The sequence below is a fragment of the Halanaerobium salsuginis genome, from assembly GCF_900114545.1.
In the GTDB taxonomy this organism is placed as follows: domain Bacteria; phylum Bacillota; class Halanaerobiia; order Halanaerobiales; family Halanaerobiaceae; genus Halanaerobium; species Halanaerobium salsuginis.
In genome coordinates this window covers 13,393-32,172 of sequence record NZ_FOTI01000034.1, presented here as the reverse complement: position 1 = coordinate 32,172, position 18,780 = coordinate 13,393, and the positions used below count along the sequence as shown (strand labels likewise).

16 protein-coding genes and 1 riboswitch are annotated in these 18,780 nt (G+C 33.2%); of the genes, 1 reads left to right on the top strand and 15 read right to left on the bottom strand.

What is annotated here, in order from left to right; genetic code table 11:
• Nucleotides 1-324: transposase (locus BMZ74_RS10560; RefSeq protein ID WP_143070156.1), on the top strand; the 324-nt coding region annotated here is incomplete at its 5' end.
• A gap of 24 nt (nt 325-348) precedes the next feature.
• Here the strand turns inward: BMZ74_RS10560 and BMZ74_RS10555 are convergent.
• The 15 genes from BMZ74_RS10555 to thiT form a co-directional block, all read right to left on the bottom strand.
• The gene (locus BMZ74_RS10555) at nt 349-1,146 is read right to left on the bottom strand and encodes an extracellular solute-binding protein (RefSeq protein ID WP_089862196.1); all 798 of its coding nucleotides are present in this window, start codon (nt 1,144-1,146) and stop codon (nt 349-351) included.
• Nucleotides 1,147-1,191: 45 nt separating this feature from the next.
• Nucleotides 1,192-2,220: a LacI family DNA-binding transcriptional regulator gene (locus BMZ74_RS10550; RefSeq protein ID WP_089862195.1), complete on the bottom strand. Its 1,029-nt coding sequence runs from the start codon at nt 2,218-2,220 to the stop codon at nt 1,192-1,194.
• Between the two features lie 591 nt (nt 2,221-2,811).
• The gene (locus BMZ74_RS10545; protein WP_089862194.1) at nt 2,812-5,010 is read right to left on the bottom strand and encodes a glycoside hydrolase family 3 C-terminal domain-containing protein; all 2,199 of its coding nucleotides are present in this window, start codon (nt 5,008-5,010) and stop codon (nt 2,812-2,814) included.
• Between the two features lie 364 nt (nt 5,011-5,374).
• On the bottom strand, nt 5,375-6,124 hold the full coding sequence (locus tag BMZ74_RS10540; RefSeq protein ID WP_089862193.1) for an MBL fold metallo-hydrolase: 750 nt from the start codon (nt 6,122-6,124) through the stop codon (nt 5,375-5,377).
• Between the two features lie 74 nt (nt 6,125-6,198).
• Nucleotides 6,199-6,939, bottom strand: coding sequence for a copper homeostasis protein CutC (locus tag BMZ74_RS10535; RefSeq protein ID WP_089862192.1), 741 nt, complete (start codon nt 6,937-6,939; stop codon nt 6,199-6,201).
• 109 nt (nt 6,940-7,048) lie between these two features.
• Nucleotides 7,049-8,494 (bottom strand): M81 family metallopeptidase, encoded by a 1,446-nt coding sequence (locus BMZ74_RS10530; RefSeq protein ID WP_089862191.1) that lies wholly within the window; start codon nt 8,492-8,494, stop codon nt 7,049-7,051.
• 113 nt (nt 8,495-8,607) lie between these two features.
• Complete coding sequence (locus tag BMZ74_RS10525; RefSeq protein WP_089862190.1) at nt 8,608-9,462, bottom strand: ABC transporter permease; 855 nt, start codon at nt 9,460-9,462, stop codon at nt 8,608-8,610.
• Between the two features lie 13 nt (nt 9,463-9,475).
• Nucleotides 9,476-10,396 carry an ABC transporter permease gene (locus BMZ74_RS10520; RefSeq protein WP_089862189.1) on the bottom strand — a complete coding sequence of 307 codons (921 nt, stop codon included), beginning with the start codon at nt 10,394-10,396 and terminating at the stop codon, nt 9,476-9,478.
• 66 nt (nt 10,397-10,462) lie between these two features.
• The gene (locus BMZ74_RS10515) at nt 10,463-11,980 is read right to left on the bottom strand and encodes an ABC transporter substrate-binding protein (protein WP_089862188.1); all 1,518 of its coding nucleotides are present in this window, start codon (nt 11,978-11,980) and stop codon (nt 10,463-10,465) included.
• A 129-nt stretch (nt 11,981-12,109) separates the two neighbouring features.
• Nucleotides 12,110-13,336: an ROK family transcriptional regulator gene (locus BMZ74_RS10510; protein WP_089862187.1), complete on the bottom strand. Its 1,227-nt coding sequence runs from the start codon at nt 13,334-13,336 to the stop codon at nt 12,110-12,112.
• 276 nt (nt 13,337-13,612) lie between these two features.
• Complete coding sequence (gene thiM, locus BMZ74_RS14700) at nt 13,613-15,133, bottom strand: hydroxyethylthiazole kinase (protein WP_245750871.1); 1,521 nt, start codon at nt 15,131-15,133, stop codon at nt 13,613-13,615.
• A 51-nt stretch (nt 15,134-15,184) separates the two neighbouring features.
• Complete coding sequence (gene thiD / locus BMZ74_RS10495; RefSeq protein WP_089862197.1) at nt 15,185-16,039, bottom strand: bifunctional hydroxymethylpyrimidine kinase/phosphomethylpyrimidine kinase; 855 nt, start codon at nt 16,037-16,039, stop codon at nt 15,185-15,187.
• A gap of 17 nt (nt 16,040-16,056) precedes the next feature.
• A complete protein-coding gene (gene thiW / locus BMZ74_RS10490) occupies nt 16,057-16,545 on the bottom strand; it encodes an energy coupling factor transporter S component ThiW (protein WP_089862186.1) in 489 nt (162 codons plus the stop codon).
• A gap of 29 nt (nt 16,546-16,574) precedes the next feature.
• The gene (gene thiC / locus BMZ74_RS10485; protein WP_089862185.1) at nt 16,575-17,858 is read right to left on the bottom strand and encodes a phosphomethylpyrimidine synthase ThiC; all 1,284 of its coding nucleotides are present in this window, start codon (nt 17,856-17,858) and stop codon (nt 16,575-16,577) included.
• A gap of 143 nt (nt 17,859-18,001) precedes the next feature.
• Nucleotides 18,002-18,104: riboswitch (TPP riboswitch) on the bottom strand.
• 24 nt (nt 18,105-18,128) lie between these two features.
• A complete protein-coding gene (gene thiT, locus BMZ74_RS10480; RefSeq protein ID WP_089862184.1) occupies nt 18,129-18,662 on the bottom strand; it encodes an energy-coupled thiamine transporter ThiT in 534 nt (177 codons plus the stop codon).
• Nucleotides 18,663-18,780: the final 118 nt, after the last annotated feature.

The window sequence follows — 18,780 nt, the reverse complement described above, 5'->3', positions numbered from 1 at the left end:
TTAAATGATTTCAGTTCAAAGTGGGATAGAATCTACCCCCGCTTAGCTCAAAGCTGGTTTGAAGATAAAGATGAACTCTTTACTTTTTACAAATATCCAGATAGTATTCAAAAATCAATTTATACAACTAACTGGATTGAAAGAGCCAATAAAGAAATCAGAAAAAGACTTAAAACAATGAATAGTTTACCAAATGAAAAGGCAGCAGAAAAAATACTATATCTTAAAATCTTAGACTATAATTCTAAGTGGTCAGAACGAAGACTAAAGGGATTTTTAGCTGCTAGAGATAAACTAATTCAACTATTTGAAGAACGATATTAATTTATTTACACAAAATACTTGACGTTACCCAGCTGGAGGAGGAGAAACCTGATATTTATTAACTAAATCATTAATAAAGCTTATAGCTTGAGTAGAATTTGCTGAATTAATTGTAGATTTTGTCCAATCTTTATTTAAAATATTACCATCAAAAGTAAAAATCCAAGGAGCAATACAGTCAAACCAATCGCCCGTAACTAAATAACCATATTGATCAGTTCTACCATCATTATTTAAATCTTTAGTTAATTTTTTGGCTACATCTAAAAACTCTTTATAAGTCCAATCTGATTTTGGATAGTCAATTCCAGCCGTATCAAAAAGATCTTTATTATAGAAAATTACGGCATTATTCCAATCACTTGGCAGACCAAATATTCCATCTTTATACTTAAGAGCATCAATTAAGATATTAAAATAATCTTCATATTGTTTAGAAAAATCTTCATTATTTTTTCTATCTTGTTCTATATATGGTTTAAGGTCAAGAAATGTTCCTTTATCAGCTAAATCTTGATATTGTTCAATAACAATTCTCATTAAATCAGGAGAATTACCACTAGCAATTCTTACTTTTAACTTATCATAATAATTATCTGGTGGAACCCAAGTTGTCCGAATTTTTATATCAGGGTTATCTTCTTCAAACATTTTTACTATTTCTTTTTGAGCATTTATTTCATCTTGCCCTCCCAGCAGAAAAAACTCTAATTCTTTTTTGTCCGCGGCTAGTACCTTGAAATTAATAATATTGATTAAAAATAAACAACACAAAGAAATTATAATAAAATAAGATATAACTTTAATTTTTTTAGAAATCAATATTTTTCCTCCCTTTGAATGAAAATAATAGTTTTAAAAATAAATTTATTTATTTATTTTCTCATACATTAAAGTTGAATCTCTAATGATTAAACTTGGACTTAAAACTATGCTTTCTGTGTCTGATTCAGATTTAGATATTTTCTCTAATAGAATTTCAAAAGCTAAATGACCAATAGTTTTGATAGGTTGAGATATAGTTGTTAAACTAGGTCTATTTATCTTGGAAAGAGAAGTATTGTCAAAACCTGCAATTGCAATATCCAAGGGAACTTCATAGCCAAAATCTTCAAAAGCTTTAATAGCTTCAAAAGCAGCTAAATCATTATAAGCAAAATATGCAGTAGCTATTTTTTTATCAGATGTTTTTAAAAAAGATGTTACTTTTTTAAAAACATCTTGTGAGCTTAACTCTGGCAAACCTCCTGCTGTTTTGATTATATAATCTGAATCTAAGTTTAAATTTGAATTTTTAATTCCTTTTTTAAAACCTTCAAATTTATCTTCTTTACAACCAGAATACTTATCAGGGCCTATATAACCTATTTTAGTATGACCTAAATCAACTAGATGTTTAATAATTAATTCACTACCTTTAACATGATCAACTGCAACTGAAGTAAATAATTTGGAAAACTGAGTTATTACTACTACCGGTAGATTTTTTTGTTGCAATGATCTCAAATGGGCAGCATTTTTATTAGCTGGAACAAGCAAGATACCTTCCACCTGTCTACTTCTTAAACTATTAATTGCTTCTTTTTCGCGTTGAATATTACTTTCAGTATTACAAATAATAATATTGTACCCATTCCGAGTAGCTTCTTTTTCTACAGCATGTACTATTTCTGCAAAATATGGATTTGATATATCACTAATAATCAGACCAATCAAGTAAGATTTATTATTTTTTAAACTTTGAGCAGTCATATTAAGTTGATAATCTAATTTTCTTGCCCAATCCATAACTAATTTTTTCTTTTTTTCGCTAACACCCTGGTAACCATTAATAACTCTAGAAACTGTCGCCTGTGATACTCCAGCCTTCTCTGCTATTTCTTCCATAGTTGCCATTACAAACACCTCTGTTTATTTTTATTATCTATTATATCACATCCTTTGAATAAAATGTATTTAATGAATACGTATACAAATAATGATTATAAAAAGCTCTTACTTTATGCTTGATTAAACTAGCATTATAAGAGCTCTTATCTTAATTTATTATGATTATTATACTTCTTATATTTATGTTATATATTTTTTGTATACGTATTCAAATATTCTATTAATAGAATATCACTCTCTTTATTCTTTGTCAATAGCTTTCTAAAAATTTTTACAAATATAAATTCTTGCTTCATATGGCCTTAATTCTGAACAAAATATTATTTTAAAATCAGTTGAATCATATTCTTGATTTTGATTACTAAAATTAAGCAAAACTAATAAATTATAATTCTTAAATATTCATAAATATTTTCATCATCTTTCAATAATAGTTTATATTTTCCATCAATAAAAACTTGATATTTTTTTCGTAAATGAATTAATTTTTGATAATATTTAAAAACTAAATCTGATGCTGATAAGTCATCTGCTACATTAATATAAAGTGTCTGAGATATTTCTGTGTTTTAGCTTCATAACGTTAGAAAAGTAATACTATTCTTCTATTCCTAGCTGATGATAAATTTCTGTAAGATCATCCGGAGCAAATTCAAACATAGCTAAATTTTGCAGCGGCATACCTAAAATAATTGGATAAATAGCTGCTTTATTATCAACTCCCATTTGCTGTAAGATATTCTTCATTACAGCTCCTGTACGCTGATCATTTAAAAATCTTTCTATACTATGCTTAACAGTTAGTTTTTCCTGTAAATCAGACTCTGAATCAAATTCCACTTCAGAAGTTAATCTAATATCTCGACTAGAAGCACCAACTAAAATAGTAAATTTACCTGATTCGACAGCAAAATCATTTAACTTTTCGGAGTAAAATGCGAAATCTCTCTCAACTAAAGTTAAAGTTACCACTTTACTTTCACCAGGTTTTAAATTTACTTTAGCAAAAGCTTTTAATTCCTTGCTGGGTCGTTTTACTGTTGAAACCTGATCCTGGAGATAGAGCTGAACAATTTCTTTACCAGTCCGCTCACCAATATTTTTAATTTCAACTGCAACTTTTAAATCCTGGCCATTTTTTAATTTGCTATGAGATAATTCAAGATTTTTATATTCAAATTTTGTATAAGACAGCCCATAGCCAAAGGGGTATTTAACAGGTAATTCTTTACTATCATAATAACGATATCCAACAAAGATTCCCTCTTTATACTCAACACTATTTATATTTCCGGGAAAATTAAGATAAGAGGGGTTATGCTTATAATTTAACGGAAAGGTTTCTGATAATTTTCCAGAGGGATTAACTTGACCAAATAATATATTAGCTACAGCAGCCGCTCCTGCCTGTCCAGGTAGCCAGGCCTGCAGAACTGCTTTAAGTTTAGAATCAATTTTTGTTAAATTAACTGCGGCTCCACTATAATTAACTAAAACTAGGTTTTGATTTACTCGGGCAACCTCTTTAATTAATTTAAGCTGATTAGTTGGTAGTTCAATATCCTTTCTATCATAGCCTTCACTTTCAATCATTTCAGTTGTGCCTACAAATAAAATTACCTTTTCAGCCTGTTCTGCTACTTTAACTGCAGCTGCTAAAAGATCTTTATCTATTCCTGTTTCCTGATAACCTTGAGCATATTTTACTTCAGCAATTCTTTTAATTGCAGTTAAAGGATTCTCCAATTTATAGGGGGTCATATGAGAACTTCCCCCTCCTTGAAAACGTGGTTCTTCAGCAAATTTTCCAATAACGGCTATTTTATCGCTTGTCTGCAGAGGCAGTATTTCAGCTTCATTTTTTAAAAGTACTATTCCTTCCTCAGCAATTTGTTGAGCTAGTTTATGATTCTCCTCAAAATCACAGTTAAGCTGCTGCTTTTCTGCAGCAGATTTAGCTATTAGTTCCAGGACTTTACGAACCCGTTGGTCAATTATTTCTAAAGTTAATTCACCTTTCTGATAAGCAGCAAGTGCCTGCTGATCAGCTTTTCCTGGCCCGGGCATTTCAAGATCAAGTCCTCCCTGCAGAGAAGAAACTTTATCAGCAACTGCTCCCCAGTCAGACATAATTAATCCTTTAAAATTCCATTCTTCTTTTAAAACTTTAGTTAGATAATCGTTATTTTCTGACATATAACAACCATTAACCTTATTATAAGAACACATTACTGTCCATGGTTCTGCTTTTTTAACTATCATTTCAAATGGATAAAAATAAATTTCCCGCAAAGCACGTTCCGAAACTTCTGAGCTAACTACCATCCGGTTTGTTTCCTGTTCATTAGCTACAAAATGTTTAACTGAGGTTCCTATCCCCTGGCTTTGCACTCCTTTTACAAAGGCCGTTCCCAGTTCTGCAGTTAGATAAGGATCCTCAGAATAATACTCAAAATTCCTGCCTCCCAGAGGTGAACGCTTTCCGTTAACTCCTGGTCCAAGGAGAACATTAACACCATAATGATAACATTCTCTAGCAATAGCTTTTCCCATTTTGCTTATTAAGCCTTTATTCCAGCTAGCAGCAGCCAGTGCTTCAATTGGAAAGGAAGTAGCAGGTTGAGATCCCTCAAGATCACCACCTTCTGCCAATCTAACTCCATGTGGTCCATCAGTTAACGTCAAAGCTGGGATAGCAAGGCGCTCAATGGCTTCTGTATGCCAGAAATCAGCACCAGATAACAAGCTTATTTTTTCTGCAATAGTTAACTCAGTTAATAACTGATCAATTTTCATACAAACTCCTCCAATTTAAATTTATTTAATTATAACTAATAGCATAGTTTGAATTTATCCCTTAGTTATTTGCTTCTCTTTAAATATTAATTTTCCTGGTTGCTTTTTTCAGCTGCTTTAATTACTAGTGTATTAAAAAAATCAACTGCAATGTTAAAAAAATTACTTATCTTTCTAAATTAAAATAGTCTTCTTTTCCCGACCAATTGATTATCGTTTTAAATTAGAGTTATCCTAATTATTATTATTAATTATTAAAAATTCCAAAATAAAGAATTTTAAGAAATAAAACTATATAATATTAAGACCAGTTTGATAACTGGTCTTAATAAGAATAGTTATACTATATGCTTAATTAAAATAATTATTTGTTAAAGTTTATTTTCTGACCTCTTTCGTTAATAACAGCTACTTTAGTTTTAGCTTGAGCCATCTTTTCAGCAAAAAATTTACTAATATCATAATTATCCGCAAAATGAATTGGTACAAAAACGGCTGGTTTAAGCTGATCAATAAAATACTCACCAGCTAGATAGTAATATTCTTCTAGTCGGGGATCAACTGGCACAAAAGCTAAATCAATTTTATGTTTCAACAGTTTTTTTATTTCTTTTTTATAGTCTCGTTCTTCTTTTTCTTGAACTTTTTCGCTAAAACGCTTCCACTTCCACCAATTGAGATCACCAGCATGAAAAATACTCAATTCAGGCAGATTAACTAAAAAAGAGACGCCCTTATCTGTACTACCATAAGTATTGATTTTCAGATTATCTAATTCCAGTTCATTATCTTTTTCCATTAAATAAAGATTGGCTTTTGCTCTATATTCAGCAGCGGGATTGACTTCAGCTGCCATAATATATTCAATTTCTACATCATAATCTTCCCAATCAAAAATAACTGGATTATAATGATCATGATGACTATGTGAAACAAAAACATAAGCCTTTTCTACCTCAGAAAAAGTAGTTTCTCGAATCAAACCATTTTCTAAAGCAGACTTAGCTGCTGAAGTTTCAGCAAATTGATCTTTAAAATAATCAAAGATAAATAAACTCTTAGCTATTTTAATTGCTACACTACTATGAAAAAGATGATAAATTTCTGCTTGCATAATTATCAACTCCTGAAATTAGCCTACCAGATCCGCTATCTTTTTGCAAGTTAGCAATTGGCAAAATCTTAATCTCACTTTATTAGTTCAGATATCACTTTAACTTTTTCTGGATCTATTGCCCCATATTCTGATTCGGCCAATAATTTTTTGCTATTAAAATTTAGACCTTCTGGTTTATGCTGAAGAGAAGCATCATAGTTTGAGCTAAAAGCAGTTAAATGAATCTGACTGCAGCCAGTAGACTGAATTATTTCAGCAGCATTATGAGATCTAATCCCACCTGCTAAAACAATCTCTAGTTTTCCTGCTGCATAATCAACTATTTTTTTTGCTAAACTAAGATTATTATTAACTTTAGGTTGTTGAGCACTAGTTAAAATGCGATCAATATTTAAACTTGCCAGCTGATCAATTGCCTGCCAGGGATTAGCAACAACATCAAAAGCACGGTGAAAAACAGCCTCTTTCTCACCAGCTATATCTGCCATAATTTTATTTCTACTTAAATCAATCTGTCCATCAGGAGTTAAAATGCCAAATACAATTCCATCAGCTCCTGCTGCAAGAGCTAAACTGGCATCACGTTGCATCATTTTAAATTCTAATTTAGAATAACAAAATCCATAGCTGCGTGGTCTAATCATAACTAAAACTGGTAATTCAACTAATTTTTTGGTCATTTCAATTTGAGCCAAACTGGGGGTTAAACCACCTAATTCAATTGCAGAATTAAGTTCTATTCTATCTGCTTCCCCCTTTTTTGCTGCCAGAGCATCAGCTGCTGAAGCACAGCAAATCTCTATCTTAATCATTTATTTACCCTCCTCTTAAATTTAAAATTTAAGTAAACAGCTAAATTTACTAAATATTAATGCTAAATCTAAGCCAAATAGTTAGCTAGTTAAACCATAATTAAGCTAACTACAATAACTGCCACTTAACTGTAAATTCTTTATCAAGAGGAAAAATTGGGTGTTCGACTGCGTGATAATTCAGCTTTTCTAAATCTTGATAAGTATAGCCAGGTGTTATCGCTAATAAAACTGATTTAGCATAAGGCTGATATGCTGGCGCAAGATAGCCGCTTTTTAAAATAACTAGCTGATAATTATTCAGCTTGATTTTCAGGCTTAGTAAATAATCTGGATCTAACATAACTACTTTTTGATCAGCAATAACTAAATCAATTCCAGCTAGCCTAATCCAGATAGAATTAACTCCTTGATAATTGTTTTTATTAATAACTTCTATTTCAAAATCATTTTTTCTATCTGGAAAATCCGCAAATTCTTCACCTAAGTGCAGCATTGTTTTCTCACCAGCTCTAACTTTATCTAGTTTTGCCACCGCCGCTGGATCACAAAAAGAAGCATACAAAATATTACTTTCTTGATTATCAATTAAATGATATAAAGGATCAATAAAGTGCTGGCTGCTGCCAGCTCCCGGATTATCGCCAGAGTCAATAATAAAAACTGGCCCGGCTGCCATTTTTCCAAGGCGAACCGCCTCTGCAAAACTATAAGCTGGGGTAGTAAAATTAAATTCATTCCTTTTCTGCCAGAATAATTCAGCTAATTGCAAGCTTTTTTCTTGAGCCAGCTTTTGATCAGCAGCTGTAATAACTAATGCAGCTGCATGATTAAAGTCGAGATCAGTCCAGGGAAATCCAAGACAATAAGAAGTAGAAATAATTCCAGGTTCTTTTTCAATTTTCTCTGCAGCAGCCAGCAGTTCATTCATAGGATACTTGGCACTTTCAGATTTTTCTCCTGAAACTAAATAAGGAATCTTAACAGCAGCCATCTTTAATTCTACTTTATCTGCTAAAATCTTATGTAGGAGTTCAGCTGCTTTAACTCCAGTTTCAATCTTATCAATATGTGGTGCTGTACGATAGCTTACAATAGCATCTGCATTTTCTATCATCTGACTACTTACCATAGCATGCATATCAAGAGCAACTGTAATTGGAACTTTTTTACCAAGCTGTTGTTTAGTCAAAGCAAGAATATCACCTTCAACATCAAGTTTTGCTTCAGTAGTCATTGAACCATGTAAAGCTAGACAAACACCAGCTATATCAGTCTGTTTTTTAAGTTCATTTTGATAAATTTCTTTAATATATTGATAACAATCATTGCTAACCAGACCTCCCTCAGAAGTTGGCAGAGCAACAACAGTTGGTACTATCTCATAGTCATATTTAGTTAAAGTATCAATAATACCAGTCAAGCTAGAATTATAATAGTTTGCTTTGTTAATTAAAATATCATCTGCTTGATAAATTTTAAAGTCTTTTTCTGTGGTTGGTTCTGGATTAAACGAATTAGATTCATGATGAATTAAAGCAACTAATATCTTCATTTTCAACACCCCTATATTACATTAAATTATCTTTAAATATCTTGGCTTAAATTACAAGCTTAAGTTTACTAAATCTATTATTAATTAAATTTTTTCTTTAAATTTTTTTATGATTAGCTTCTATTTTTCAATTTAGGATCAAGCCAATCTCGTAAGCCATCCCCTAAAATATTAAATGCAAGAACAGTATAAGTAATTGCCAGACCAGGAAATAAGGAAATATGAGAAGCCATCCCAATAAAACTTCTGCCTGATCCAATCATACTGCCCCATTCAGGAGTTGGCGGCTGAACTCCCAGCCCAAGAAAACTAAGTGAAGATGCACTTAAAATAACTCCTCCCGCTGTTAAAGTAACCTGTACTAATAAAGGAGCCAGGCTATTTATCAAAATATGTTTAAACATCAGCCGAAATTTACTGGCTCCTAAAGCTCGAGCAGCCAGCACATAATCCTGTTGTTTTAAAGATAAAGTTAAATTTCTAGTTAATCTACCGTAAACTGGTACAGAAAAAATTGCAATAGCAATTAGCATATTAAATAATGATGTACCAAGAACACTAACAATCAATATTGCCAATAAAATCCCCGGGAAAGAGAATATTATATCTAAAAACCACATAATAATTTGATCAACTTTACCACCAAAAAAACCAGCTACTAAACCAAGCGGTACTCCCATTAAGATCGATAAACCAACAGCTAAAAATATTTCTAAAACACTAATTCTAACTCCATATAAAATACGTGAAAAAATATCACGCCCAAATTGATCTGTGCCAAAAAAATGCGCTGCATCTGGAGGGGAAAAACTGTTGATTAAATCCTGCTGAAAAGGATCATAAGGAGCAATTAAGGGAGCAATAACAGCAACCACAAATAGTAGTAATACCATTAATCCTCCAATTAGCACACTTCTTTTTTGTTTAGAAAATAATCCTGGTAAAAATTTTTTTATTAAGTTGAACATCTTATCTCACCTCTCAATCAAGTCTAATTCGGGGATCAATTTTAACAATTATTATATCAACTAAGAAGTTTACTAAAACCACCATTACTACTGTCAGCAGAACAGTACCCTGAATTAAGGGATAATCACGATAACGAACAGAATCTATTAATAAACGACCTATACCTGGCCAATTAAAAACAGTTTCTGTTACAACTGCTCCTCCAAAAAGAACTCCAAAATGAAGACCAACTACAGTTATAATTGGAATACAAGCATTACGTAGAGCATGTTTGCAGTAAACAATAACTGCTCCTAAACCTTTTGCTTTAGCAGTCCTAATATAATCCTGTCTGATTATTTCCAGCATGCTAGAACGACTCATCCGGGCAATCAGGGCTGTTGGATAAAAAGCCAGTGACAGGGATGGTAAAATTAAATGCTGCCAGCTGCCGGAACCCATCAAAGGTAAAATACCTAATTTAACTGAAAAGAAATTCATAGCTATTAAAGCCAGCCAGAAATTAGCTGTTGAAGCACCCAAAATTGCCATAAACATTACCGCCTGATCAAAGAGAGAATATTGAAAAACGGCCGCTAACACCCCAGAAACAATTCCAATACTAACTGCTATTGTATAACTGCTTAAAGCAAGTGCCATTGTATTAGGAAAACGGGACTTTATTTCTGAAATAACTGGTTTACTTGAACGCATTGAATTACCTAAATCCCCCTGCAAAGCATTCTGTAAAAAATCAGCATACTGTATAAAAATATTTTCGTCTAGTCCCAGCTTAGTTCGCATCATTTCGACATCCTGTTGGGTAGCCTGCTGGCCTGCCATCAAACGTGCAGGATCACCAGGTATAAAACGAAGAATCATAAATATAATAAAAGAAACAGCCAATAATACCACAGGCAGCATTAACAACTTACGAATAATATATTTGCTCAATTTTTGAACCTCCATATTTTATAGTCTGCAGGCTGATTTAAGCCTGCAGACTATAAATTTTAATGTTTACTCTTGAATAGTTGGATGTCTTAAAACAAGCATATCACTTAATAACCAGACATTAGCAACTTTGTTATTTAGACCAGCTAAACTATTTGCATAATAAAGAGAAACATGAGCTGCATCATGCTGAATAATCCGCTGCGCTTTAGAATAAAATTCTTTCCGTTTACTCTGGTCAACTGTATTAGCTGCCTGATCAAGCAATTTATCAACTTCTGGATTAGAATAAAATCCTAAATTGGCACTAGCTGGAACAAAACTATCTGTATGAAAAAGAGGAGTTAAAAATCCATCTGCATCAAGTAAAGAAGCGGCCCAGGAGGCAATTACGCTGTAGCCTTTATTATTTTCTGGGGCACTAAAAACTTCATCTGCCCAGAGACCATATTCCATTTTATGAATTACAACTTTGACTCCAATTTCCGACCACATTCCCTGCAGTGCTTCTGCAATATTAGCTTCTGCTTCTTGAACTGCAATTTCAAGAGTAAAACCATCTGCATAGCCAGCTTCTGCTAGTAACTCTTTTGCTTTTTCAGGATCATAAGGATAAGCTGGACAGTCAGGATCATAGCCAAAAGAAACAGGACCCATCGGTGAATTAGCAATTGTTCCTTTCCCAAAAAGTAGTGACTGGATTATTGCCTGACGATCAGTAGCATAATTTAAAGCCTGTCTTACTTTAATACTCTGCAGTGGTTTATTTAAAGTATTTAAAGCCAGCCATTCCGTTTTATCACTTGCTTCTTCCATCAAGGTTAAACCCGGAGTATTTTTGATAATCTTAGCATAAGCTGGTGGAACAGGAAAAATAATATCAGCTTCACCAGATTGTAAGGCCATCACTCGAACTGATTTTTCGGAGGACCATTTAAAAACTAGCTGATCAACTTCGGGGACTTTTCCCCAATAATTTTCATTTTTAACCATTACAACCCGCTCGCCACTTTTCCATTCTTTAAATTTATATGGCCCAGTCCCAACCGCATTTCTAGCCAGAAAATCATTCCCTTTATCAATAGCAGCTGGACTAACAATTGAACCACTGTGAATTGAAGTTAAATGCTGAAAAGCTGGATATGGTTTTTTTAAAATAAATTTAACTGTATATTCTGCTGGTGTCTCAATTTTAGCAATTACTGAAGCAAAACGAGATCTGCTGCTTAGACCATTATCTGGATTAAGAATTCTGCTAAATGATTTTTTTACCGCTAATGCATCTAATTTGCTGCCATCATGAAACTTTACTCCCTGTCTTATCTGATAGGTCCAGGTTTTCCCATCAGCCGAAGCTTCCCAGGCTGTTGCCAATAATGGGATTACTTCATTGTCTTGATTAAAGTCAGTCAAAGTTTCATACATTGGATACAAAACTGCCATCGTATAACTTGCACTATGATTAGAAGGATCCATTGTCAGGGGAGGTTCACTATGCATAATAGTCAAAGATTCAGCTCCTACTGCACTACTCAGCAAACATATTAAAACTAGACTTAAAGCCAAATATAAAATCTTTTTCATTAACTTCCACTCCTCTTTTTTAGTTAGATTACTTGCTACTTTCCTACTTTAAAAATATATTATTTATTAACTACCTCACCTCCCTTTATTTAATTATTTTTTTCGAAGGAAAAAATAATTAAATAAAAATTAAATTATTCTGCTTAACAGATAGCTATCTGTTAAAAGATTATTTAAAACTACAGCTGCAGCCCCTCTAGCCCATTCTGTATCATAATGCTCCTGGAAGATTATCTCTGCTGCAAATTTATCTGGTAAACTAAATTTATTTAAATAATCAAGCTTAATTAATTCTACAATTTTATTACCAAATCCATAATTAGAACTAATTATTAATTTTTCTGGTGCGTAAATTTCAGTAATCAATTTTAATAATTCTGCTACCAATTCCCTAACTTCTGTTAACAATTTTTTTAACTCCTGCTCATCAAATAGTGAATCAAGAAATAATAAAGGCTCATTTTTTAATTCAACAATTTCTGTTTGACTTAACTTACACTGGTCACTAATCGAGTCTAATAATCTAGCTGAGATGACTTCTTTTTTTAATAAAGTTGAAATGCAACCAGCTTGACCAAGTTTACATCTGCCTTGATAAGCTGTTTTTAACTGCAGTAGATGGGATATTTCTCCTGCACCACCTAAGTTCCCACTATAAATTTTACCATTAATCACCATTCCCAGACCAATTCCCCGGCCAATCATTACAACTGCTAAATTTTCTGGTTCTGCTGTCTTTTTTAAATTCATAAATTGAGAAAGAGCAAGTCCATTAACATCACGCGCAACAATTACTGGAATATCTAATTGATCGGCAAAAAGTTCAGCTAAATCTACATCTTCCCAACCCATTATTTCCGAATAATAACATTTATTTTCCTGACTAGAAACAATTCCAGATAAGCTAATTCCCAGTCCAATAAAGCTACCTTTAATTACAGCTGATTCCTTTAAATAGTGATAATTTTCAATAATCACTTTAATTACAGTTGCTGGCTCATAATTAGCTAATTTAAAATTGAAGTCAGCTTTTTTTTCTAACAGCAAATTAAATACATTAATTTTTAAGCTTAATTCTCCAGAAAGATGGATAGCTATTATATACCAATCTTTCGAGTTAATAACTAAAGGTTTGCCTGGTCTACCAACTCCAGAAATATTAACTGGTGATTTTTCAATTACTAATTTTTGATTGATTAAATCTTTAACAATTGAAGTAACTGCTGAAGAACTGAGATTAGTCAAACGGCTTAGTTGTGAACGAGAAATAGGATTTTCTTCATATAATGCTTTTAAAAGCATTATAGTATTAGCAGCTCGCATTGTAGTCATATCATTAGCCTTATTTTTAATCAAAATAAACCTCCTACTAAAAATAAATATTACTTATTTTCAATTTACTATACCAAGCACCCAAAAACTTGTCAATCAAATTAACAAATGAATACAGGGATATAAAAAATATCTAATTTAATAAATTTAAAATTAATCGATATTATAATTCAAGAAAAAGTCTAAATAACCTTTTTTAATAACATTTTCCATTGAATATTCTTAATATTTAATTACAAGCTATTTATTTCCTAACTATACCTTTAAAATAAAAAGAGAGAGTTGCTAAATCAACTCTCTTTATTGACTACATAAAAATATCTGATCAAAAAATTCTTGTTTAAACTTAGCAGGTGTATCAATTTTAACTGCTGCTTTTTCGGCCAATAATGAGTAAAGATAAACTAGTGTAGCAGCTTTTATAAAATTAGAATTGTTTTTAACCTTTACTCCCATCATAACAGCCAAGCTGCTGGTAAGCATACAACCGGTTCCAACTACCTGGCCTAATAGCTGGTCTCCTCGCTTTACTCGCTGCACTTGAATGCCATCTGTAATTATATCTTCTGCAGCAGAAACTACTATTATTGTTCTTAGTTGAGCAGCTAACTTTTTGGCAGCTTCTTCAATATGCTGATATTCTCCAATTGATTCAACTCCCTTGAGTTCTGCCTGTTGTCCTGCTAAAATAGAAATTTCTGCCTGATTACCTTTAATTATAGCTAAATCTAATTCAGTAATTAATTTCTGGATAGCGCAGGTGCGATATTCGGTTGCTCCTACTCCAACTGGATCCAGAACTATTGGAATTCCAAGCTGATTGGCTTTTTTGCCTGACTTGAGCATAACTTTAAAAGAGCGCTTATCAATAGAACCAATATTTAAGACTAGAGCCGAAGCTGATTCTAACATTTCTACTGAATCTCTTTCCCCAGAAGTCATAACTGGTAGTGCTCCCCAATTAAGAGTAACATTAGCACAATCATTTATAGTTACATTATTAGTTAAATGCTGAATTAATGGACTATTTTTGCTTAAACTATTTTTTAAAATTTGCCAGCAATCTGCTAAATTTGTTGGTAATTCTAATAAAGTATTGTGTTGCATATTGATTGCCAATTCAGCTTTAGTTTCATTTTTAAAGTTTTTTTCTTTTAAATTAAATTTAGCTGATGAGCTGTCACTTGAAGTAGATAAAATAGTGTTTTTTAGTTTCTGACTAGCCTGCTTAATATCATCTGCTCTAGTTAAAGCAGATATAACAGCTATTGTATCAGCTCCGGCTTTAATAACACTACCTACATTAGATTCATTGATTCCACCAATTGCTACAACTGGCAACTGAGTCATTTTTTTTAATTCTGCCAGCTTTTTTAATCCAATTCCATTATTATTTTCCGTTAATTTTTTAGATTTAGTTGGAAAAATAGCACCTATTCCAATATAATCTGCTCCAGCTGACTCTGCTGCTGCAATTTCTTCTCTGGTGTGAGCAGAAATTCCAAGTATCTGATCTGAGCCCAGCAATTGTCGGGCTGTCAGGGCTGGTAAATCTGACTGTCCCAAATGAACTCCATCTGCTTCTAAAGCTAGTGCAAGATCAATTCTGTCATTAACAATAAAAATTACACCTGCCTTTTGGCAGATCTTTTTTAGCTGCTGACCAAGTTTAAATCTTTCCCGCAGAGACATATTTTTTTCTCGAAGCTGAACAGCATCTATTCCGCCAGCTATTGCAGCTTTAACTACTTCTATACTGTCTCTACCTCTGGAAAGTTCTGCTTCAGTTACTAAATATAGATCCCAATTTGACTTCTTCATAAATAGCTCCTTTCAAATAATATTGATTAGCCAATTAATTATATTGTTAAATTACTTTACCTTATCATACTCTAACTCCCAAAAATGATTGAGTACTCGACTACCAGCTCCAGCTTTAAAACTATGTTTTAAAGCTCCTGTAATAAACTTTTTTGCTGCTCCTACTGCTGCTGGAACCGAATAATCCCGGGCCAGATAGCTAGCTATTGCAGCTGATAGTGAACAGCCTGTCCCATGAGTATTATAGGCTGATTCTAAATAAGGAGCAGTAAATCTTTTAATGCTGCAGCCATCATAGAGCAGATCAACCGCCTGAGCTGGAAAAGTTTTAGAAGTTGAGTTCTTAGCTAGCTCTGTTGACTGATCTGATTGTTCAAAATGGCCTCCTTTAATTAAAACATACTTACTGCCAAAATTAATTAATTTTTCAGCCAGAATTTCTCCAGGCACAACTGTTGTTGGCTCAAATCCAGCTAATATTTTAGCCTCTGTTAAATTTGGAGTAATAATTTCTGCCTGAGGAAATAATTCTCTTTTATAAATATCGAGAGCATTTTCTTTTAATAATAAATCTCCACTAGTAGCTACCATAACTGGATCAACAACTAGATTTTTTAAATTATATTTTTTAACTTTATCAGCAACTAAAGCAGTTATTCTGGCATTAGCTAACATACCAGTTTTTAGAGCAGCAAAATCAATATCACGCAGTACAGATTCTAGCTGGGAATTAACTACTTCAGGGGCCAGAACTTTTACTCCCTGTACACCAAGTGTATTCTGGGCAGTAATAGCTGTTAAGATAGCTGCTCCATAAACTTGATTAACTGTCATAGTTTTTAAATCAGCCTGAATGCCAGCCCCGCCTCCGGAATCTGAACCAGCAATTGTCAATACTTTCTGCACCAAAATCAATCCCTTCTTTATTTGTTAAACTCCAAAGTATTGCTTTTTTCAAGTACTTTAAAGAAAAAATAAGCAATTATAGCGCCACCACCAGAACTAAGTAAAAATGAAGGAATAAAAAAGAATAAACCTGTTTTACTCCCCATTAATAAACTGGCAATTGGATAAGCAAATAAAGCTCCCAAGATTCCTGTACCAAATATTTCACCGATTATTGCTGCTTCTGTTCTATTAAAATATCGATAAAATAAGCCTGCTAGCAGAGCTCCGATCATACTGCCAGGAAAAGCAAGCAGGGAGCCTGTCCCCAGTAAATTTCTTAAAAACGAAATTAAAAAAGCATCTAGAACTGCGTAAAATGGTCCCAGCAAAACTGCTCCTAAAATATTAATCAAATGTTGAACTGGAAAAGCCCGGGCAACACCAACTGGTATATAAATTAAATTACCAGTTAAAGTTCCAAGAGCCACAAGTAAAGATGCCAGAGTTAAATGATTAGTCTTCATATTTTCTTCTCCTTTCCAAAAACAGCTCACTATAATTCTGCTGCAACTATTTTCATGGCACAATAAGAGCCACACATTGTACAAGCGGTAGTTTCTTTAAGAGTTTGGTTATGTTCAGCTCGTGATTTTTTTAATTTAGCTGGATCAATAGCTAATTCAATCTGTTTTTCCCAATCAAGATTTTTCCTGGCTACTGCCATTTCCCGATCTCTTGCTTTTGCACCTGGAACGCCTTTAGCAATATCAGCTGCATGAGCTGCTATTTTACTGGCAATAACACCTGCTTTAACATCTTCTAAATCAGGTAAACCTATATGCTCAGCTGGAGTAACATAGCAAAGAAAGTCAGCACCTGCTGCTGCAGCCAGGGTACCGCCAATTGCCGCTGTTATATGATCATAGCCTGGTGCAATGTCTGTAACTAAAGGTCCTAATACATAAAATGGCGCATCTTTACATAATTCTTTTTGCAATTTAATATTTGTTTCAATCTGATCAAAAGGAACATGACCTGGTCCTTCAACCATAACCTGAACTTCAGCTGCTCTAGCCTGATCAACCAGCTCAGCTAAAATTAGTAACTCATGGATTTGAGCTCGATCAGTTGCATCAGCCAGTGAGCCTGGTCTAAGTCCATCTCCCAGACTTAGAGTTACATCATATTTAAAACAAATTTCTAACAGTCTCTCATAATATTGATAAAGTGGATTTTCTTGTTCATTATGCAGCATCCAGGCAGCCATAAAAGAACCACCCCGGCTCACTATATCTGTTACTCGACCTTCAGCTTTTAAATGGCGAAGAGTCTCTAGAGTTAAACCACAATGGACTGTAATAAAATCAACTCCAGCTACTGCCTGTTCTTCAATTACTGCAAATAGCTCATCAACTGTCATCTCTACAATACTGCGTCCTGATTCAATAGTTTTAACTGCAGCTTGATAAATTGGTACTGTACCAACTGGCAGCTGAGCTGCTGCTAATATTTTCTGGCGGGTAAGCTTAATTTTACTTCCAGTCGAAAGATCCATTATTGCATCTGCACCAGCATTTTGAGCTATTTTTAATTTTTTCAATTCTTTTTCAATCTGATCATAATCTTCTGAGGTACCAAAATTAGCATTAACTTTAGTCGTTAGACCTTTACCAAAAGCCCGGGCCTGCAGCTGATTGTGATTAATGTTTGCCGGAATAACAATAGTCCCCTCCGCTATGCCCTGTCTAATAAATTCTGGTTTAACACTTTCTAAACTAGCAGCTTTCTCCATTTCTGCTGTTATTTTTCCTATTCTTGCCTGAGTTATTTGAGTCATTTTAAAACATCTCCTTTAGTGTTTTATTTAAAAATTTTACTTAATTTTAATTAGCTAAAAAAAGGCATAATCTCTGAGGATTATGCCTTTTTTGCAGTTTTTAAATAACTAACAAATCTGCAACTAATAAGCTAGTTAATTAAACTGCTAAACTATACACTTTCCTCCGCTGGTATTATCCAGATCAGGTTAAAGGGTCAAAGTAATTAACTTTTTCTCAGCCAGATAGCTCCCCTGTGATAAATATTAAATTATAAATTTTACAGCAAGCTAATTATTATTTTCCAATGCCTTAATGACAATTAAGACTGCAAGGTAGTTTACAATAATTGTTGGAATTAAAAAGCTTGCATTATAAATTATAGAATAAATCCAGACATTCTGACCTTCTGGAGCATAACTACTAAAAAAGATTACTCCTGATAAAACATGAACAACTAAACGTGCTAAACCAGCTGTTAAAACTGCCCCTAAAAGTTTTACTGAACTTATTTTACCAGACTTATAAATATTAAATAAACCAGCAATACCTAAAATCATATAAGGAAGCGGATAATCCAGAATCAACTGTACAGGATGAATAATATAAGCCCCAAACATTAACTGCAGCAGACCATAAGCAAGTCCACTGAACATGCCAGCTCCTATTCCCCAGCGGAATGTAACAATAAATATGGGCAGCATTTCTAAACTAACTGATCCTCCCTGCGGCATCCTCCATAATTTAATAAAATTTAACACAACAGCCAGAGCCACTGCAACTCCTATTTCAGCCATCATTCTAGTAGAAATTTTATTATCCATTAAAAAACCCTCCTGATTTGTAAGGAACAAACCGGAGGGTTAAATTCTAAGTATAAAATACCTACGCCTGCATTACCAGGATCAGGTTATGGGTCGATGACTAAAGTCATCCTCTCAG

Coding starts and splice junctions, on each gene's coding strand:
- BMZ74_RS10530 (WP_089862191.1), bottom strand. CDS start 8,494: ATGAAGATATTAGTTGCTTTAATTCATCATGAATCTAATTCGTTTAAT.
- BMZ74_RS10525 (WP_089862190.1), bottom strand. CDS start 9,462: ATGTTCAACTTAATAAAAAAATTTTTACCAGGATTATTTTCTAAACAA.
- BMZ74_RS10540 (WP_089862193.1), bottom strand. CDS start 6,124: ATGCAAGCAGAAATTTATCATCTTTTTCATAGTAGTGTAGCAATTAAA.
- BMZ74_RS10515 (WP_089862188.1), bottom strand. CDS start 11,980: ATGAAAAAGATTTTATATTTGGCTTTAAGTCTAGTTTTAATATGTTTG.
- thiW (WP_089862186.1), bottom strand. CDS start 16,545: ATGAAGACTAATCATTTAACTCTGGCATCTTTACTTGTGGCTCTTGGA.
- thiT (WP_089862184.1), bottom strand. CDS start 18,662: ATGGATAATAAAATTTCTACTAGAATGATGGCTGAAATAGGAGTTGCA.
- BMZ74_RS10550 (WP_089862195.1), bottom strand. CDS start 2,220: ATGGCAACTATGGAAGAAATAGCAGAGAAGGCTGGAGTATCACAGGCG.
- BMZ74_RS10545 (WP_089862194.1), bottom strand. CDS start 5,010: ATGAAAATTGATCAGTTATTAACTGAGTTAACTATTGCAGAAAAAATA.
- BMZ74_RS10535 (WP_089862192.1), bottom strand. CDS start 6,939: ATGATTAAGATAGAGATTTGCTGTGCTTCAGCAGCTGATGCTCTGGCA.
- thiC (WP_089862185.1), bottom strand. CDS start 17,858: ATGACTCAAATAACTCAGGCAAGAATAGGAAAAATAACAGCAGAAATG.
- thiM (WP_245750871.1), bottom strand. CDS start 15,133: ATGAAGAAGTCAAATTGGGATCTATATTTAGTAACTGAAGCAGAACTT.